The sequence below is a fragment of the Planctomycetaceae bacterium genome (assembly GCA_041398825.1).
Classification (GTDB): domain Bacteria; phylum Planctomycetota; class Planctomycetia; order Planctomycetales; family Planctomycetaceae; genus F1-80-MAGs062.
Window position 1 is genome coordinate 145,718 of sequence record JAWKTX010000011.1, and the last position, 18,209, is coordinate 163,926.

An 18,209-nucleotide genomic window follows, 5' to 3' on the forward strand; every position below is an offset into this window, starting at 1 on the left:
GCCGAAGTATGAGATCTCATCCCCATCGTGGCAAATCGTCGAAACAATCACTCAGGCTGGAAGGACAACCTTCACATCAATGGTACGGTCGGGACGAATCAGACCGAAAGGGTCCCTGGGAGTTTACTCTTTGCGGTGAGCTCAGCGATAAACAGGGCGAACTCATCAATAGCCTGACAGATGTCCCGCGGGGAAGTCGCGGGATCCTGTACTTCGATTCCTGTGGAGGCAGCGTTTACGCGGGGCTCGCCGTTGCAACGCTCATTCGTCTTCGGCGCCTTCAGGTGACCGGTGTCGTCATCGGAGAATGCTCATCGGCAGCCCTTCTCAGTTTTTCGGCCTGCAAACGCCGCTTTGTAACGCACCAAAGTACTTTGCTTTTTCATCCAATGCGCTGGCAGTCAGAAGAAGACGTCAAGCTGGAAGAGGCGACAGAGTGGGCACGGCACTTCAAATTGCTGGAAAACAGCCTGGACGACGTTCTGGTCCGTATGTTTGGCATCTTAAGAGAAAAGTTGCACCTCTGGACTCGTCCCGGGCGTTTTGTCACCGGTCCCGAGCTGGCGGAAGCTGGCCTGGCAACGCTGATCGACGCATTCGAGGACGAAGACTGCTGGAAACAACTCACGGGCGGCTGAATCTCCGATATTGCACGCCCAGCCCCGTCTCATTCACGGAATTCTGGCCGATTCAACGCGGCTTATGCTTCCCGAGACCAGGATATCGTGAGAAATTGTCCGGCATTCAATTGCCGACGGATTCTTTTTGAAGACGCATCCCTCTTCCACAACTGTTGTGGGGCGGAAATCAACTGATACAGCGTCATGACTTTGCGATGGGCTCAGCCCTGCCAGGAAACACTTTGGACGTTCTTGCGGAAACAACTTTCGATGCGTTGGAGCTGTGTGATTCAACGCTGAAGCAGCTGAAGAAAATCGGATACAAACAGCCAAGCCCCATTCAGGCTGCGTTCATCCCTGTTGCACTCACCGGGAAAGACGTCATCGGACAGGCCCGGACAGGAACGGGCAAGACGGCAGCCTTCATGCTGCCAACGCTCGAAGTAGTGGACGTTGGCCGGAAAAGAGTTCAGGTGCTGGTGCTCGCACCGACGCGCGAACTGAGCGAACAGGTGCACGCAGAGTCTGTCAAGTTTTCCGGTGATGACGCATTGAAATTCGCGCTTGCCGTTGGCGGACGCCCAATTCACCGCCAGGTCGACGCAATCCGTGCGGGGGCTCAGATCGTCATTGGGACACCGGGGCGAGTCATTGACCTGATGCGTCGAGGTGCACTTAACCTGAGTGCCGTCGAAACGGTCATCCTGGACGAAGCGGACCGCATGCTGGACATCGGCTTTCGTCCGGACATCGAAAAAATTCTGCGTGGATGCCCGGCGGAACGACAGACGCTGCTCTTATCCGCGACGATGGCAGAACCGGTCGAACGACTTGCCAGAAAATATATGGTCGATCCTGAAATGGTCGACCTGTCCGAAGATCGCGTCGTCGTCGATACCATCGAGCAGTACTATGTGACCGTCGACGAGGACCGAAAGCGACAACTGCTGCTTCGCGTACTTGCACAGGAACTGCCTCGCCAGGCAATCGTGTTCACCCGCACAAAACGAGGGGCCGACGCACTTTACGACATGTTTTCCCGTCGACTTAAATCGAATCGCGTTGCCGTTATTCATGGCGATTTGCCGCAGCGACGACGTGATCGAGTCATCAAAGAGTTGCGATCGGGACAATTACGACTCCTGATCGCCACGGACGTGGTCGGACGCGGAATTGATGTCAGCGGCATCTCCCACATTATCAACTACGACATTCCGGAATACTGCGACGACTATGTCCATCGTGTTGGCCGCACCGGTCGTATGTCCTCCCACGAATCCGGGCGAGCGATTACCTTTGTTCGACTTGATCAGGGTGGCGAACTGACCAATATCGAGAAGCGAATCAATACCGTCCTGCCGGAATACATCGTCGAAGGCTTCGACGCATTCCGACGCAAAGAGCGAAAGAGCCGTTCGATCCGAAAATTCGGCAGCTAGTTCCAGGCTCCCGTTCAGTAACGGCGATCCGCTGGCAGTGACTCGAATCCGCATCTTTTTTTGTCCGTTGAAAAACCGGGACAGGCACGCAGGACGACTCGAAACCGTCGTGTTTTAAGGTTTCCTGCTTGAGCCAGTCCCGTTTTTCAACAGGCTGGTAAGATAGCGCAAACGTCCGCTTCCGCATCTGTATAGCACAAACGTTCCAAGATTCTTCAGCATGCCTGTCGGCCAGACTGGTGATGATGCAGTGAGCTAACCGCCTTCCGACTCCTGGCAGAGAAAGTGACGAAGGCCCTCAAGGACCCCGCTCGTCGCAACCTGCCGGGAGCAGTAGAGGGCGTCGTGCGTGCCCTGATGTTTATGGTACGCAATAATCTCCTCTGCCATTGTTCGGGGAGCATTCGCCACGACGATTGCCTTGTGACTGGACGCTAATGCAGCTCGATCGTTACCCGAATCTCCCGCAAAGATCAGTTGATCGTGCCGTAGGCCTGTCTGCTCGCACCACCAGTGCAGACCGAAGGCTTTGGAGACTCCTTTCGGAAGAATATCCAGCAGTCCAACTCCATTGAATGGGTCCACGCTGGCCACCAAATCGAATGGCAGTCTTCCCTGCTGAATCTTTGCCTTCAATCGATTCACGGAAACGTCCAGCGTTGAGGAATCCAGGTAAAAACTGAGTTTGAACATTCCCTGTTTCTCGCGTTCCTGCAATTTCAGTGATCCGATGGCAGCCGCAGCAGCAGCAACCTGCTGCTGATCCATATCACTCGCAATCTGCCGCAATCGCTCTGTGTAAACCGAATCAATCTCGTACCCCGAAGGACTCCGTCTCCAAAAGGTCGTGCCAACATCGCAGAGCATGCATTCAGGTCGAGGCAACTGATGCTGATCGATTGCCGCCATGACCGATTCAAAATGTCGGCCGGTTACAAATATCAGATCCATTTGATGCCGATGAAGCAGCGCACACAGCTTTTTCAGATCATCGATGTTCTCTTTCCGGTCCGCCAATGGAATGAGCGTTCCATCAAGGTCCGTTGCTAGGGCTTTTATCCGTGGCACAGAATCCTCACTTCAAACGTAACAGGCCGATCTAACCGTAGCGTACGGGTTCAGCGTCGGGGTCAACTACACGCGTTCCAGCCACAGGATCTGATAGGCATCAAGATTCAGGGGTTCCGAGGTCGGATACTCAACTTCGCTGATCGCATCGCGGAAGAATCTTCCCATCCCTGCAGTGCGAAGATAATTGCCCGGAAGCTGACACTGTTCTTCACTGAAATTTGCCAGAACAACCAGACGATTGCCTTCGTGGGCGCGGACGAATGCAAGAACCCGAACTTCATGGGAATCAAACAATTCCATCTGCGCGCCGTGCAGGGCAGGTAGATTCTGTCGCAGAAAAATCATGCGTTGCAATGAACGAAAAATCCTGTTCCGAATGACACCTTCAGTCGACTGAACGTCTTCTCCCAGATCCTCAAGAAACTGCCACTGCATTTTCGGTCGGTGGACCCAACGGGTATCACCGGCCTTCGCCGGGTCCTTCACGAAGTCGTAATCGTTCAGCATTCCCCATTCTTCTCCCAGATAGATCAGGGGGATACCTCCGATACTCAATGTGATACCGTGTAACAACAGGATTCGCCGGACGGCCAGTTCTTTCAGCTCGGGGTCATCCAGTTCAATCGCCTGCTCCAGTCCGGCAAGTGACGCCAGTGTGCCTGAAATCCGCATGTCCCCTGTCTTGGGGTCGTGCTGAAACGGAACTCCGCGAGCAAACGATCCTTTGAACTGCCCGGTGTAGAACTCATTCAGGAATCGGCGATGATCGTAACCATTGATCCCTATTTCCGCGGCATCCTGATCATCGAACGTCCACCCAATATCATCGTGGCACCGCAGATAGTTGACCCAGGCAGTCCCCTCAGGCAGTCGATATCGATGACTTAACGTCTTGACCAGCAGAGACGTCTTTCGAGTAGCAAGTGATTCCCACAACAACGCCATGAGTGTTGGGTTGTAAGAAATCTGGCATTCCCGCACAGAGATATACTTCACCACTTCATCCGGATGAACAATCGCCTCCGACTTGAAGACCAGAGAGGGCGCTGCGATCCGTGCCATCAGATTAAATGCCTGGATCAGGAGATGAGCTTCCGGCAGGTTTTCACAACTGGTCCCCATTTGCTTCCAGATAAAAGCGACAGCATCCAGACGCAGCACGTCGACTCCGGTGTTGGCAATGAACAGCATTTCTTCTGCCATGGCTCGGAATACAGCCGGATTGTGATAATTCAGGTCCCATTGAAAACTATTGAATGTGGTCCAGACCCACGCAGACATTTCGTCGTGTCGCGTAAAACTTCCCCGACGCACCGTCGGGAAAATATCCCGAAGAGTGGCTTCGTACTGATCAGGCAAACGGCGATCAGGAAATATGTGATAGAACTCCTGATACTCCCGAACACCTGCCTGCGCCTGCATCGCCCATTCATGGTCTTCTGATGTATGGTTAAAGACAAAATCGAGCACGAGCGAGATGCCCGCCGCTCTCAGGTCGTCAGCAAGTAACCGCAGATCTTCGATGGTGCCAAGTCGAGGGTCGACAGATCGGTAGTTGCTGATCGCGTAGCCACCATCATTGTCACCGGGGCGAACGGCGAATAAAGGCATGAGATGTAAATAGGTCAGCCCCAGTTTCTGAAAATAACCAATATGCTCCCGCAGCCGCCCGAGATTCTCACTGAACAAATCCACGTACAGGGCACCACCGACAACGCACTGAGACTGAAACCATTCCGGATCATTTATCCGCTGGCGATCGAGCTCTCTCAACGAATCCGATCGGTGGCAAAACGCCTGCGCAGCCGTCACCAGCACCTGCTCGACGTGAAAGAAGAAATCGTAGCGGTGCCCATAGAGATGAAGCAGAATTCTGAACAAGTCCTTCCAATGCTGGCGCAAACGCACATCGAATTCACGCTGCAGGGCAATGTCGTCCAGTTCCTGCCAAACAATTTGCAGGCGGGGATTCAATCGCTGAAGTGTCAAATTCGACTTGAAAGCAAGATCATCCGAAGACTCTGCCGATTCTGTTCCGGGGTCAGTCGATCCAGTCATTGGGGATCACAATATCATTCATAAACTGGTAGTACTCGATACCTTCGAGCACACCAGAGGCATGGGGGGTTGAAGCAAAATAGATTCGGGGGCGTTTCCGAAGATGTTCCAGCTCGCTGCTGTAGTTCGAAACGACGACTCCCAGAGTCTTTCCAAGCAGCATGCCGGCATCATTACCGGAATCGCCAGCCACAAGGACCCGTTCCGGCAGAAAGCCCCATTTCCAGAGCAGGTGCCGAATCGACAAATCCGCTCCACCACGAACGGGGATTACATCCAGGTACATACCAAGTGACAACACCACCTTAGCCCGCAACCCGGCCTCGCGCAGTAATTTTCGAATCGCTGCAGGTTTCGGCGCGAGCGAAGTGTCCACTTCATAACAGACTTTATAGGGCCCCTGATGCTCTTCCGGTTGTGGAAATACGCCGGGCAATCGATCCAGCACCTTCCGCACCTCATCGGGTTCCCATGCATCACCGATCTGCTTTTGCCAGGTCAGATCGGGCGTTAAACTCTTCCCATAGTGCAGACCAGTCCCGGAGTCTGTTGAGAGCACGTCCGGAACCGGAATTCCAAGTTCCTCAATCAGATTCATTGCGCTTTCAAGTGTTCTTCCGGTGGCGATTCCAAATCCAACGTTCTCGACGTCCTGAACGACGGACATGAGCCGGTGTAGTGCCTCATCGTCTCCTGTCAGGGTATTGTCCAAATCCGTGATAATCAGCCGATCAAAGGCCGGCAATTGTCGATGCTTAGCGCGTTCTGAAGCCGCAACCGGGGTCTCCGAATGCTGCACAATGTCTCGAACATCCCTCAGATAACGATCGACGTGCTTGCTCCAGCTGTAATGCTCCCGCGTTCCGGTGATCCCGTTTGCGGACCATTCGTCCCATCGCTTCGGTTCACACAGAACTCTCAGCAGCGCCTTCTCGATGTCTTTTTCTGACAGCGGGTCTACCAACAATCCATTTCGACAGTTCGCAATGATGTCCGTGGGACCGCCATCGTTCGTGGCCACAATGGGAACTCCACTGGCCGCTGCTTCAAGCAGAGTGAGCCCGAACGGTTCCGTTAGCGCTGGATTGATAAAGACGCCCCGTCCCTGTGCAGCCAGTCGATAAAGATCCGGCACATCGGACGGTGAATGCGATTTGGGGTACGCGACCAACCCATACAGATCGAAACGATCGATCAGGTAAAGTACATTGTTCAGGACGGACTGCTGTGACTTGGGAAGTTCCCGCAGGTCTTCGCGAGTCCCCATCACCAGAACCAGGTTCGCGGCCTCCTGAAGACGTTCACTTCCACCATACACACGCACCAGCATTTCAAGGTTCTTGCGTTCATCCGGCCTTGCCATTGCAAGGATCATCGGTTTGCCCGGATTTCGCAGAAAGCAGCTCAATTCTTCCGCAATCCGAGGTGGCTGCCAATTGCTGTCTGCAGGACGGAATGCCGACAAGTCAACACCCGGCGGTATCACTTCCATGCGATCCGGCTGGTAGTGATCGTACAGTTCGTACTGTTGCTCAACTTCCTGATTTGTACTCGTCACCACCATCGAAGCGGTTTCAAGAGACGTTTCCTCTGCCTCGACACGCGTTAGAAATCTGTACCTGCGTTCCAGTACCTGTGGATCACTGTTGTCGAGCGCCAGGCGTTGCCGTTTCACACGCCCGAGAGAATGCCCTGTGAAGACAAAAGGGATATGCAGGAGTCGCGACAACTGAGCTCCGGCGAAGCCTGCATCTGCATAGTGCCCGTGAATCAGGTCCGGCAGCCCATGCTTTCGGAAATGGACAAGCGCCTGATCAATGAACAGCTCCAGGTACGGCCACAACGACTCCTTACGCAGATAGCGTTTCGGCCCGAACGGAATTCGCACAAGCCTCGCCTTCTCCCCAATTCGCTCTTCGAGCTGTGCGTACTGTGCGTCGACTCGACGATCGATCACCTGTCGCGTAATTAACTCGACTTCGCGAACTTCATCGCGTCTCCCAAGTTCCTCCGCCAGTTCGAGAACATAGCGGGTTTGACCGCCAGTGTCAGAGTCGCGGCCCAGTTCAGGTTCATGCACACGGATCAAACCGTGAAGACTTAAGAGCGTGATCTTCAAACCATTACCCGTCGACACGGTTGGTGGTTCCTTTCGATCTGTTTTCATCCGACAGCTCAGAATTCTGGCCACGGCCAGTTCTGCATCGAACGTCTGACTCGAAGCTCAACCCATTATTAACTTGAGTCGCTCACTGTCAGAAGTAGGTAAGAGCGGGATTTTGATGTGCGCGATGGACCCGACTGATCAGCTGGCACTGTCGCGCACTTTCAAAAGCCGTTTTAGACACGCGAGTCCATTTGACCAGCATCTGGACCTGTCGATCTGAAAAGAAAACCAGTTAATTCGACAAATCACAGATCCGGGGTGAACATCTATCCCCAAAAACACACGCCGCGGATTCCGGCCCGGTTGACAGAGAATGCCCCTGCTGCCGAGGCCAGGGCATTTCATCAGCGATCTTCTACTTCACCCAAATCGACTTGATATTGGTGAATTCTCGGATCCCAAACGCACTCAACTCCCGACCGTAACCAGAATCCTTGACACCACCAAAAGGCATCCTCGGATCAGACTTAGTGACTTCATTCACGAAGACTGACCCTGATTCCAACTGCGGCAGAAGGTCAGAGACACGATCGACGTCTGCCGTCCAGATGCTGGCCCCCAATCCGAATCTTGACTGATTTGCGAGATGAATGGCCCGTTCGGCTGTGTCGAAAGGAGTCACAGCCGCAACGGGTCCGAACAGTTCTTCATCGAATGCAACCATGCCCGGAGTCACATTTGAAAGCACCGAGCAGGGATAAAAAGCCCCGGCGCCGTCCGGAATCCTGCCCCCCAGACGTAATTCTGATCCCTGCCGGATTGACTGCTGTACCTGCTTATGAAGTTCATCCCGCAAGTCACGTCGTGCCTGCGGTCCGAGCTGCGTTGATTCGAGCAGTGGATCGCCAGGCGTCAGCTTTTCCATCCCTTCAATCATGGCCTCCACGAATTCATTGTAGATCCGCTCATGAACCAGAAAACGCTTGGCCGCGATGCAACTCTGGCCGCTGTTCATGGTTCTCGCCGCAACCGCAGCCTCTGCTGTGGACAGGATGTCAGCATCCTCAAGAACAATAAATGGGTCTGAGCCCCCAAGTTCCAGTACGCATTTTTTGAGATGCTGTCCTGCATTTGCAGCAACGCTGCGTCCAGCACTTTCGCTGCCGGTCAACGTGACCGCTCTTACTTCCCGGCGAGCAAGCACGTCGGGCACTTGTTTTGAACCGATCAGCAAAGATTGAAAAGCATCCTCCATCACTCCTGCATCGGTAAAGATTCTCTGTATGGCCAACGAACAACCGGTCACGTTCGAAGCATGCTTCAGCAGTGCCGTATTGCCGGCCATCAATGCGGGAGCAGCGAAACGAAACACCTGCCAGAATGGAAAATTCCAGGGCATGACGGCCAGGACAGGACCAAGAGGCTCATACGAAACGCAACTGTGTCTGGCCTCAGTCTCCACAGATTCTGGTTGCAGAAAGCGTGCCGCGTGGTTCGCATAGAATTCACACGTCATCGCGCATTTCTCAATCTCCGCCCGAGACTGAAGAATTGGCTTGCCCATTTCCATCGTCATCAATTCTGCAAACTCGCGGGAGCCAGCTCGAAGGCGACCCGCCACTTGCCTAAGGCACTGAGCACGATGGTCCATCCCGGTCGTTCGCCACTCTTTGAAAGCCATCCACGAACGGCTCACACAATCCATCGTGCGAGAGATCGAGAACTCTTCATAGCGTTCAATCAGTTGTCCATCGAATGGATTCGTCGAACTCAGACTCATTTTCATTCGTCCCCTGCTATCCGGGTTGATCCACGCAAATTCGAATCGCCCTGCCGCTAAACATTAAAGCCAATTGTCGCCGGCAGCCAAAAGTCGAAATTCAAACCCCGCTAAAACCTTCGTGTCAGCATCATATCAGGATGCGACAATGCCGCACGAAATTCAGTCATGGCATGTTTGGCGGCGGTGTGTTGTTCTTGACACGGATGGCGGGGCAACCATTCGTGAAACGTCTTCATGCTGGTATCTATGGCGATGGCTGACGACTTTCCCGAGCGTGCGTGAGCGGCGCAACCGAGGCTCTCCGAGAAGTGCAGGGGAGAAACGCCGAGGGCGGTAGTAAAACACAGAATCGGGCAAAGCCGATGCAGGGGCCGGGCCACCACCTTTTGCACCAACCTTTTCGCCTTCGATTGATGGATTGATATTTTCTTGACAGCCTTCGCCCTGACGATGGCGACCGCATCAAAAAATCAATCATCCGCACCATCACGCCTTCCAGCACGAGCGCCCGCTCTGGCTCCAGCGATTGCCGACAGCTTCCGCCGATTGCCTCGCTGGCAAACGAGCAAAATCACTCTGGTGGATTCGCCTCAACGATTTGGCTTGATACTTCCGGATGCAATTCAAAGTCCTGAGCCGATCCGGAGCGACACAACTTTCATCGAAGGGCCGTCACCGCCAACACGGTTCAACTCTTCGTCGGTTCAATTGAAACATTTCGTTCCAGCTGTCCATTGAAAAACCGGGACAGGCACGCAGGACAACCGGAATCCATCGTGTTTTGAGGTGTCCTGCTCAAGCCAGTCCCGTTTTCAAAACGCTGCCAGGCTAGGATTCGCCACCACCGAACAATTTCTTGAAAATCCAGCCTACGCCAGCAACGCCCAAAAGCACCAGTGAGATGAGCCCGCGAACAGAGCGGCTCCGCACTCGCGTGCTGGGACTATAACCATCGTCTTCCCCGGCCTGGGCAAGCATGGGAATTGTCCCCGCATCAGCATATGCATTGACAGAAAGAGGTACGTCAGCGGCGGCGATCGTTTCTCGCTGGCTAACGAGAGTGACCAGACAAATGATTGCTGCAACAACAAGAAGATTCAGCTTCATCAATTCCCCTCTTTCATTCGTTCACTGTATTTCGTTCGTTCACTGAAACGACGGCCCGAAACGATTCCCGGCCGATGTGGCAAAGGCGGAAGCATAAGCCCCCCTGGTGGGCAGCACAAGCATCAGGCCATACGAAGTCGTCGTGCACCACTACGCACAACAATATCATTCGGGGCGGAATCAGGGATTAACTTAACTTAACAGCCTGTTGAAGAACGGGACTGGCTCGAGCAGCAGACCTGAAAGACGACGGTTGACAGACGTCCCGCGTGCCTGTCCCAATTTTTCAACGGACAGTCAGGTCAGGCAATCAACTCGTCTACGACTCGACCGTGGACGTCCGTTAATCGGAAATCACGACCTGCATAATGATAGGTGAACTTCTCGTGGTCGAATCCCATCAGTTTCATAATGGTCGCATGAAGATCGTGCACGTGCACCTTGTTTTCGACAGCGCGGAATCCGAACTCATCTGTCGCTCCATGGACATATCCACCGCGTACGCCACCACCGGCCATCCACATGGTGAATCCCCAGTGATTGTGGTCACGGCCATTGATCTTGCCGGCGTTGGATCCCTTTTTCGGTAGTTCGACGACGGGCGTCCTTCCGAACTCTCCTCCCCAGATGACAAGCGTTTCCTCAAGCATCCCACGCTCTTTCAAGTCGGTTAACAGAGCGCCGATCGCACTGTCACATTGCTGAGCCAGACGACGGTGATTGACTTCAATGTCATCGTGGTTATCCCATGGCTGCCCCGCTCCATGCCACACCTGCACAAAACGGACCCCACGTTCGACAAGACGCCTGGCGATCAAAATCTGGCGGGCCTGTTCGCCACTTCCGTATCGTTCCAGAACATGCTTTGGTTCGCGGGTCACATCGAATGCCTCAGCCGCCTCAGTCTGCATTCGGAACGCAAGCTCGAAGGATTGCAGTCGTGCTTCCAGTTGAGCATCGCCCGTACGTTCAAGTCGGTGACGTTCGTTGAGTGCTCTTAGAAGTTGCAGTTGCCTGCGTTGCTGAGCCGGGGAGATCCGATCGTTTCGGATGTTCTCGATGAGTTTGTCAATTTCTGTGTTCCGGGTATCGATGTAGGTCCCCTGAAACACACCGGGAAGAAACGCATTCTGCCAGTTTTGCGATTCCTGAATCGGGTAGCCGCCGGGACACATCGCGACGAACGCCGGGAGATTCTGGTTCTCTGTGCCAAGACCATACGTTAGCCACGAACCCATACTCGGGCGAACAAGCCGCGCTTCACCGCAGTTCATCAGCAGCAGCGATGGCTCATGATTGGGTACATCTGCGTGCATGGATCGAATAATGCACATGTCGTCCACGTGCTGCGCTACGCTGGGGAACAACTCGCTGACTTCGATACCACTTTCACCATACGGCCGGAACCGATACGGGGAAGGAAACAACGCGCCTGTGGGACGTTCGGTCCGAAGGTTTCCGCTACTGATGGTTTCTCCGCCACGTTTTTGAAGCTCTGGCTTTGGATCGAAGGTATCAACCTGGGACGGACCGCCATTCATGAACAGATGAATGACGTGCTTCACTCGGGATGGAAACTGCGGAAATCCTGGCCTCAGAGGATTCAGCGGGGCGGCCAAATCGTCGGCTCCCTCGCTGCGTTTCAGCATTCCAGCCAGAGCCAATGCCCCCATTCCCATCCCACAGCGCGTCAACATCCCGCGACGCCCTACAGCAATGGGCCCAGACGCAGATGAAGAATCCGGGGCTGAATTATCCGGGAGTTCGAACGCAAATTGCTTGCTCATAGCACAGTATCCGGTAGGCAGGACCACGCAACGGAGGAGACAAAAAAGCAATCAGTCAATGCCTGACTTGCTTTCTCCTGAAGGGTGGCATCGTGGGGCAGGGGACTCTGAAATCAGAGAATATGGTCAGGTATACAGTGAAAACGAAGGGGCCTCAAATCAATCATTGCAGGCGCAAGCCGATTCAGCCGATTTGGGATGAACCTGGGATCGATTTCTGCCATTTCACCACTTTGTCGACGTTTGTGTCCCAAAAGTGGCTGACACAGAGGATTGGGTGATATGGCTGTTTGACGCTCCACAAGGTGCTGGGTATTGTACCCGGCTTCAAATCCGTGGCCAGTAGTTGGCGACGGCGGGATTTGGCCACCTCCCGAACGACGGTGGCGTGTTGCGTGTCGGAATTCGATTCTCGTCCTTCGACATTCACACAATTGTTCTGTGCTGGTGTTTCTTACCCGCCAAAGGGTCGAAATCACTGGCTGCGACCATTTCGGTCGTATCTTACAGGAGATCGGCAATGGCTGAGATTGTGGTGAAAGAGATTCTGGATGCAGGTGTACACTACGGACACCGTTCCAGTCGCTGGAACCCTAAAATGCGACCATACATTTATGGTCGTCGGAACCAGATCCACATTATTGACATTAAGGAAACCATCCGCGGACTGATCCGGGCTAAAAAGTACCTTCTGCGCGTTGCCGCTCAGGGAAGCCTGGTTTTGTTCGTCGGCACCAAGCGACAAGCCGCAGCATCCGTGGAAGAACTTGCCGCAGAAGCAAAGATGCCTTACGTCACTGAAAGATGGCTGGGGGGCACCCTGACCAACTTTCGAACTGTTCGAAGTCGCTTGAAGCGACTTGAAGAACTCGAACAGCTGCGAGAAACCGGAGAGATCCGCAACTACTCCAAGAAGATGCAGTCGCAACTGACACGCGAATACGAAAAAATCTACCGAAACCTGAACGGTATTCGTGAGATGAATCGTCTTCCCGAGTGTCTGGTGGTTATCGATCCGTCGAAGGAAAAGAACGCCATTCACGAAGCAAAGCTGCTTGGCATCAAGGTTGTGGCGTTGATTGATACGGACTCGGATCCGGATACAGTCGACCTCGTGATTCCGGGCAATGACGACAGCCTTCGATCAATTCGACTGATCGTTCAGCACCTGACCGACGCGATCAAACAGGGACGCAGCCTGCGTCCTGAAGAACCACGAAAGTCAGATCCGTCGAGCGAACCAAAAGCCGTACCAAACGTTCGCTGATCCAGCTATCTTCACTGAAAACTTAACTGACACGATCAGAATAAATGCCACATGCGTCATTCGGGTGCATGTGGCATTGTCAGTACATCTACGGGAGAATGAATATCATGGCGGAAATTACAGCCGCAGCAGTGAAAGCCCTGCGTGAAAAAACTGACCTTCCAATGATGGAATGCAAGAAAGCTCTGACCGAAGCCGGCGGAGATGAAGCAAAGGCCATCGAAATCCTGAAGGAACAGTTCAAGAAGATTCAGGTGAAACGGGCAGATAACGCAACGGAAGAAGGCCGCATTTTTGTTGCATCGCGCGACAACGGCGCTGAAGTCGCTATGGTTGAAATCCAATGCGAATCCGCTCCCGTTGCCACTGGTGAGGTTCTTGGAAATCTGGGACAGTCGATGGCAGACCACCTGCTGAACGGCCCCGGAGCTTCCACGCCCGAAGAACTAATGAGCCAGACTGCGGATGGTGCTTCTGAATCTTTCCAGACGCAGTACGAAGAAATTGTCAACAAGATTCGAGAAAAAATCGTTGTCAATCGAATCGTAAGGATGGAAGGCCCCGTTGGCGCATACGTGCACCACGACTTCAAGACGGGCGTCCTCTTCAAAGCCTCCGGTGAACCAACCAATCCGGAAATTCTTCGGGACGTTGCAATGCACGTGGCGGCCCTGCGTCCAAGTGTTACCACAACGGACGAACTTGATAAGGCTGCGGTTCAGGCAGAACGAGATCGACTGAGTGCAGAGGCAAAAGCCAGCGGTAAACCCGATAACATCATCGAGAAGATGGTGGATGGCCGCATGAAAGTATTCTACGCCGAACAAGGCGTGCTGCTTTTCCAGCCATTCGCAAAAGACGACAGCAAGACCGTAGCTCAGGCATTGTCCGAAGCTGGTGTCGAAGCTGTCAGCTTCCTCCGCTGGCAGGTTGGCAACTAACCGCCAGGTGAATTCGAAGCCTGGTCACCCGCGTGGGGCCAGGCTTTTTGTTTTCCGGGGTCTCACTTCCCATTCATTTCAGATTCACTGGGTGCAGCTATGGCTGAAAATGATGTTCCGGTTCAACCAGTCTACAAACGTGTCCTGCTGAAAATCAGCGGGGAAAGCTTCTGTCGCGAAGGCGAATCTGGCATTAGTATGTCAGAAGTCGCGTCAATTACTCAGCAGATCAAGACGGTCGTTGCTTCCGGCGTTCAGCTGGCCATCGTTTGTGGCGGCGGTAATATTCTTCGCGGCAAACAGTTCGCGGAAATCAGTGAGACCATCGTTCCTTCGACAGCCCACTACATGGGAATGCTGGCCACCGTCATCAACGGTCTGGCCTTACAGGATGCCCTTGAGAGCATTGGGGTCGCAACGCGACTGCAAAGTGCAATTCGCATGGAGGGCGTTGCCGAACCATTTATTCGTCGACGTTGCCTTCGACACCTGGAAAAAGGGCGAGTCGTCATCCTGGCCGCTGGCACGGGAAGTCCGTTCGTCACGACGGACACAGCAGCCGCCCTGCGTGCGCGTGAAATCGACGCCGATGTGGTCCTGAAGGCCACCAAAGTCGACGGTGTCTATTCGGAAGATCCGATCAGGAATCCGCACGCCATTCGCTATACCGACATTTCCTTTCGCGATGTCCTCGAGCAGAACCTTCAGGTGATGGATGCACAGGCCATGCATCACTGTATGGAACACAAGATTCCAATCGTCGTCTTTAACTATCGAAAGACCGGTAACATTGCCCGCGTAATTTCCGGAGAGCGCATCGGCACTCGAGTCACAACTGACGGTCGGCCCACAACGTAATCGCCATTGCCGAAGCTGCCTTACGGTGCCCCACTGGCTTCCCTGATGGCTTTGACCAAAATCTCCGGTGAATGCCCATCCCGATAGACGCGATGTCTGCATTGGAATTGCGAGATTTCTATGCAATTCATGCGCAGGTAGCGGTTTTCAAATAAACTCTTCACAATCCTTGCGTACAAGGACGCTGACAATCATCTGCAGAGCATCTGCCAGCGTCTCGTCTTCCAACCCGCCTCCCACCGTAAGGAATCTCACATGCCGAAACGGTTTCACCCCATGTCTACCCGGTTCACATCCGCTGTCGCTTCAGTGGCTGTTGCAGTCCTGTTATCTCCAGTTGATACCATCGCCGCAGAGACGGCACGAGGCGTTGTGTTCGAAGATGCGAACGGCAACGGCGAGCGAGATCAGGGGGAACGCGGGATCGCTGGCGTTTCCGTATCGAATGGCGAGGATGTCGTTCAAACTGCCTCCGACGGCACATACGAACTCCCTGTGACCGATGACACAATCCTCTTCGTTGTCAAACCATCGCACTATCAGACGCCAACAGACGAAAATCACATACCAAGGTTTTACTACGTCCATAAACCCAACGGATCTCCCCGAAATCTAAAATTTCCGGGAGTTGATCCTACTGGTCCTCTTCCATCGACAGTGAATTTCCCACTGACGAAATCTGCTGAATCCCCGGCATTTGACGTTGTGTTCTTTGGTGACCCGCAGCCACGCGACCAAAAAGAAATCGACTACATCGCTCACGACGTCATTGAAGGACTCGTGGGGGAGGATGCTGCTTTTGGAGTAACACTTGGCGACATTCTGTTCGACGATCTCAGCCTGTTTGACAGCCTGAATCGCACCGTCGGCAAGATCGGAATACCGTGGTACAACGTCATCGGAAACCATGATATCAATTACGCCTCTGAAACTGATGAGCTCAGCGATGAGACGTTCGAGCGTGTCTACGGCCCTGCCTACTACTCGTTCAATTATGGCAACATTCATTTCATTTCTGTTGATGACGTACACTGGATGCGGGACGGCGATCGCAAGTTCTACCGGTCCGGACTGAGCGAAAGGCAACTGACATTCATCGAGAACGATCTGGCGAACGTTCCGCAGGATCAACTCGTTGTGGCCATGATGCATATTCCCCTGGTACGCTCCACACCATGGCTTGAACCTCGTCGGGAAAAACTGCTGCGGTTGCTGGAATCCCGCGAACACTGTATCTCTCTGGCCGGACACACGCATCACCATGAACACGTCTTTATGAATGAACAGGATGGCTGGAAGGGCTCACGGCCGCATCACCACATCATCAACGTAACCGTTTGCGGTTCATGGTGGTCAGGAAAACCATCAGAAGAGGGAATTCCACACACGATGTGTGCTGATGGCACCCCCAATGGACACACGGTGATGCATTTCGATGGAACGAAGTACCAACTGGAATACCGCGCTGCTCGCCGAGAACCCGAATACCAGATTCGCATCACAGCACCTGAGGTAGTCGCCGCGGCGGATGCAGAAAAACAGATCTTCCACGCGAATGCGTTCAACGCGATGCCGAATGCCGTTGTCGAGTGGAAGCTGGACTCGTCGTCAGAATGGATCCCGATGATTAGAGAGCTGTCTCCCGACCCTTTGTTTCAAACCCTGGTTCAGGAAGAAACCCGGATCGGTGAGGCGTTGCTCTGGCGGAAGCTGCCCAAGCCTATGGTCTGTCCACACCTCTGGAAGGCTAACCTGGGAGTTGTGGAGCCAGGTACCCACTTGATCCATGTGCGGGCAACCAATTCCGACGGAATCGTCATGACTGGAACTCGCATCATCCGCATCAATTGAGCAATCGGCAAATTCAGAACCCTAACAGCGTCTGGTGGATTTGATCCATCAGGCGTTTTTTTTTCCACAGCAGGAACGGAGATAAGGTTTCCCGGAGAACGATGAGATGAAAAAGTTCGACCGGCAATACTTGCTGACCTCGTGTTGAATACAGGCAGAGAATCGAGATGAAAACAATTCCCCCGGAGGCGCAGAGTGGTACCCGAGCAATCAATTGCCCCCAGTGCGGTGGTCTTGTGCAACCTGTTGCTGGTCACGAATATTTTACATGCCGATTCTGCACCTCCCTTGTATTTTCCACGGACCATCCTCTGGCAAAAGACCGCATCACCCCGACAGGTCAGATGCTGGAATCGCGTTGTCCGTGCTGCAGCGTTCCACTTGCGACCGGTGCGCTGGATGACCAGCCAGCAGCCTTCTGCGAAGAATGCTGCGGTGTCCTGATGAGTCGACCGCAATTCGCCACGGCACTGCGGCAGCGCCGAGCGCGGCGGACAAATCTGGATTCCGAACTTGCCCCGCCAATCGATACACGTCAATACGAACGCCGGATTCACTGTCCCAACTGCCGCAGGAAAATGGATGTCCATCCGTATTACGGCCCGGGCAATGTGGTGATCGACTCCTGCTGCGACTGTAACCTCGTGTGGCTTGATCACGGAGAAATGTCCAGAATCGAACGCGCGGCTGGTGGCACCGAATCTGGCTGGAGACAACCGGATGCCGCTCTATGCAACCCGCAAAACGTTTCGTCGCTCGGCTCTCACCCCGTTGAATCCACCCACCCTCTACAGCAAATTGCGGACTGGCTGTTCGGTTGATAGCCTGCGTACGGAGGCCTTTCGAACGTCCTGAGGCCGCAGGAACTACCCGAGAGCAGGGCTGTTGGAATGAACGCCAGGTTTGTCATTCTGATCCACGATCACCCAACACTGCACTGGGACTTCCTTCTCGAGAATTCCAACACCGACCTGGCTGCCACCTGGCGTCTTCTTCAAGAGCCAAAGTGCAACGTCTGGATTAGCGCTCAACGAATTCACGACCACCGCCGAATGTACCTGAATTACGAAGGCCCCGTAACCATGGGAAGAGGTACAGTGAAGAAACTGGCCAGTGGTTTATTCTCCCTGCCTTGTGAGTGCCTGATCTTCGAGCCAGATGGATCCACAATGCTAACGGAACATGCTGTTGATCTTACAGAGTTCCGATTTCATCACATCGCCGATGAAGACTCGCAAGCCGCGACCAAATGGCAAGTTGCGACGTTCCGCCGGAACGAACATGGCGAGGAATTCTGGCGTTTCATGTAGCGATAATACG

Annotated in this window: 14 protein-coding genes; 8 read left to right on the forward strand and 6 right to left on the reverse strand. The window is 53.7% G+C overall.

Annotated features, from left to right (window positions below; all coding sequences use genetic code 11):
* Positions 1-8: 8 nt before the first annotated feature.
* Positions 9-638 carry an ATP-dependent Clp protease proteolytic subunit gene (locus R3C20_19465; protein ID MEZ6042682.1) on the forward strand — a complete coding sequence of 210 codons (630 nt, stop codon included), beginning with the start codon at positions 9-11 and terminating at the stop codon, positions 636-638.
* A 197-nt stretch (positions 639-835) separates the two neighbouring features.
* On the forward strand, positions 836-2,059 hold the full coding sequence (locus R3C20_19470) for a DEAD/DEAH box helicase (protein ID MEZ6042683.1): 1,224 nt from the start codon (positions 836-838) through the stop codon (positions 2,057-2,059).
* 255 nt (positions 2,060-2,314) lie between these two features.
* On the opposite strand, the gene R3C20_19475 is transcribed toward R3C20_19470, so the two are convergent.
* The 6 genes from R3C20_19475 to R3C20_19500 form a co-directional block, all read right to left on the reverse strand.
* Positions 2,315-3,127, reverse strand: coding sequence for an HAD-IIB family hydrolase (locus tag R3C20_19475; GenBank protein MEZ6042684.1), 813 nt, complete (start codon positions 3,125-3,127; stop codon positions 2,315-2,317).
* Between the two features lie 66 nt (positions 3,128-3,193).
* Complete coding sequence (locus tag R3C20_19480) at positions 3,194-5,188, reverse strand: alpha-amylase family glycosyl hydrolase (GenBank protein MEZ6042685.1); 1,995 nt, start codon at positions 5,186-5,188, stop codon at positions 3,194-3,196.
* A complete protein-coding gene (locus tag R3C20_19485) occupies positions 5,172-7,355 on the reverse strand; it encodes an HAD-IIB family hydrolase (protein ID MEZ6042686.1) in 2,184 nt (727 codons plus the stop codon). The genes R3C20_19480 and R3C20_19485 overlap by 17 nt, the downstream gene beginning before the upstream one ends.
* 355 nt (positions 7,356-7,710) lie before the next feature.
* Positions 7,711-9,075, reverse strand: a complete 1,365-nt coding sequence (locus R3C20_19490) for an NAD-dependent succinate-semialdehyde dehydrogenase (protein MEZ6042687.1) — start codon at positions 9,073-9,075, stop codon at positions 7,711-7,713.
* 831 nt (positions 9,076-9,906) lie between these two features.
* Positions 9,907-10,185: a hypothetical protein gene (locus tag R3C20_19495; protein MEZ6042688.1), complete on the reverse strand. Its 279-nt coding sequence runs from the start codon at positions 10,183-10,185 to the stop codon at positions 9,907-9,909.
* A 302-nt stretch (positions 10,186-10,487) separates the two neighbouring features.
* Positions 10,488-11,882: a DUF1501 domain-containing protein gene (locus R3C20_19500; protein MEZ6042689.1), complete on the reverse strand. Its 1,395-nt coding sequence runs from the start codon at positions 11,880-11,882 to the stop codon at positions 10,488-10,490.
* 610 nt (positions 11,883-12,492) lie between these two features.
* Between R3C20_19500 and rpsB the strand changes: the two genes are divergently transcribed.
* From rpsB to R3C20_19530, 6 genes are all read left to right on the forward strand, one after another.
* A complete protein-coding gene (gene rpsB, locus R3C20_19505) occupies positions 12,493-13,239 on the forward strand; it encodes a 30S ribosomal protein S2 (GenBank protein MEZ6042690.1) in 747 nt (248 codons plus the stop codon).
* A 107-nt stretch (positions 13,240-13,346) separates the two neighbouring features.
* Complete coding sequence (gene tsf / locus R3C20_19510) at positions 13,347-14,180, forward strand: translation elongation factor Ts (GenBank protein ID MEZ6042691.1); 834 nt, start codon at positions 13,347-13,349, stop codon at positions 14,178-14,180.
* 99 nt (positions 14,181-14,279) lie between these two features.
* On the forward strand, positions 14,280-15,038 hold the full coding sequence (gene pyrH / locus R3C20_19515) for a UMP kinase (protein ID MEZ6042692.1): 759 nt from the start codon (positions 14,280-14,282) through the stop codon (positions 15,036-15,038).
* Between the two features lie 276 nt (positions 15,039-15,314).
* A complete protein-coding gene (locus R3C20_19520; GenBank protein ID MEZ6042693.1) occupies positions 15,315-16,889 on the forward strand; it encodes a calcineurin-like phosphoesterase family protein in 1,575 nt (524 codons plus the stop codon).
* 167 nt (positions 16,890-17,056) lie between these two features.
* Positions 17,057-17,710 (forward strand): zf-TFIIB domain-containing protein, encoded by a 654-nt coding sequence (locus R3C20_19525; GenBank protein MEZ6042694.1) that lies wholly within the window; start codon positions 17,057-17,059, stop codon positions 17,708-17,710.
* 69 nt (positions 17,711-17,779) lie between these two features.
* Entirely contained in the window at positions 17,780-18,199 is a 420-nt protein-coding gene (locus R3C20_19530; protein MEZ6042695.1) for a DNA polymerase ligase N-terminal domain-containing protein, read from the forward strand.
* Positions 18,200-18,209 lie beyond the last annotated feature (10 nt).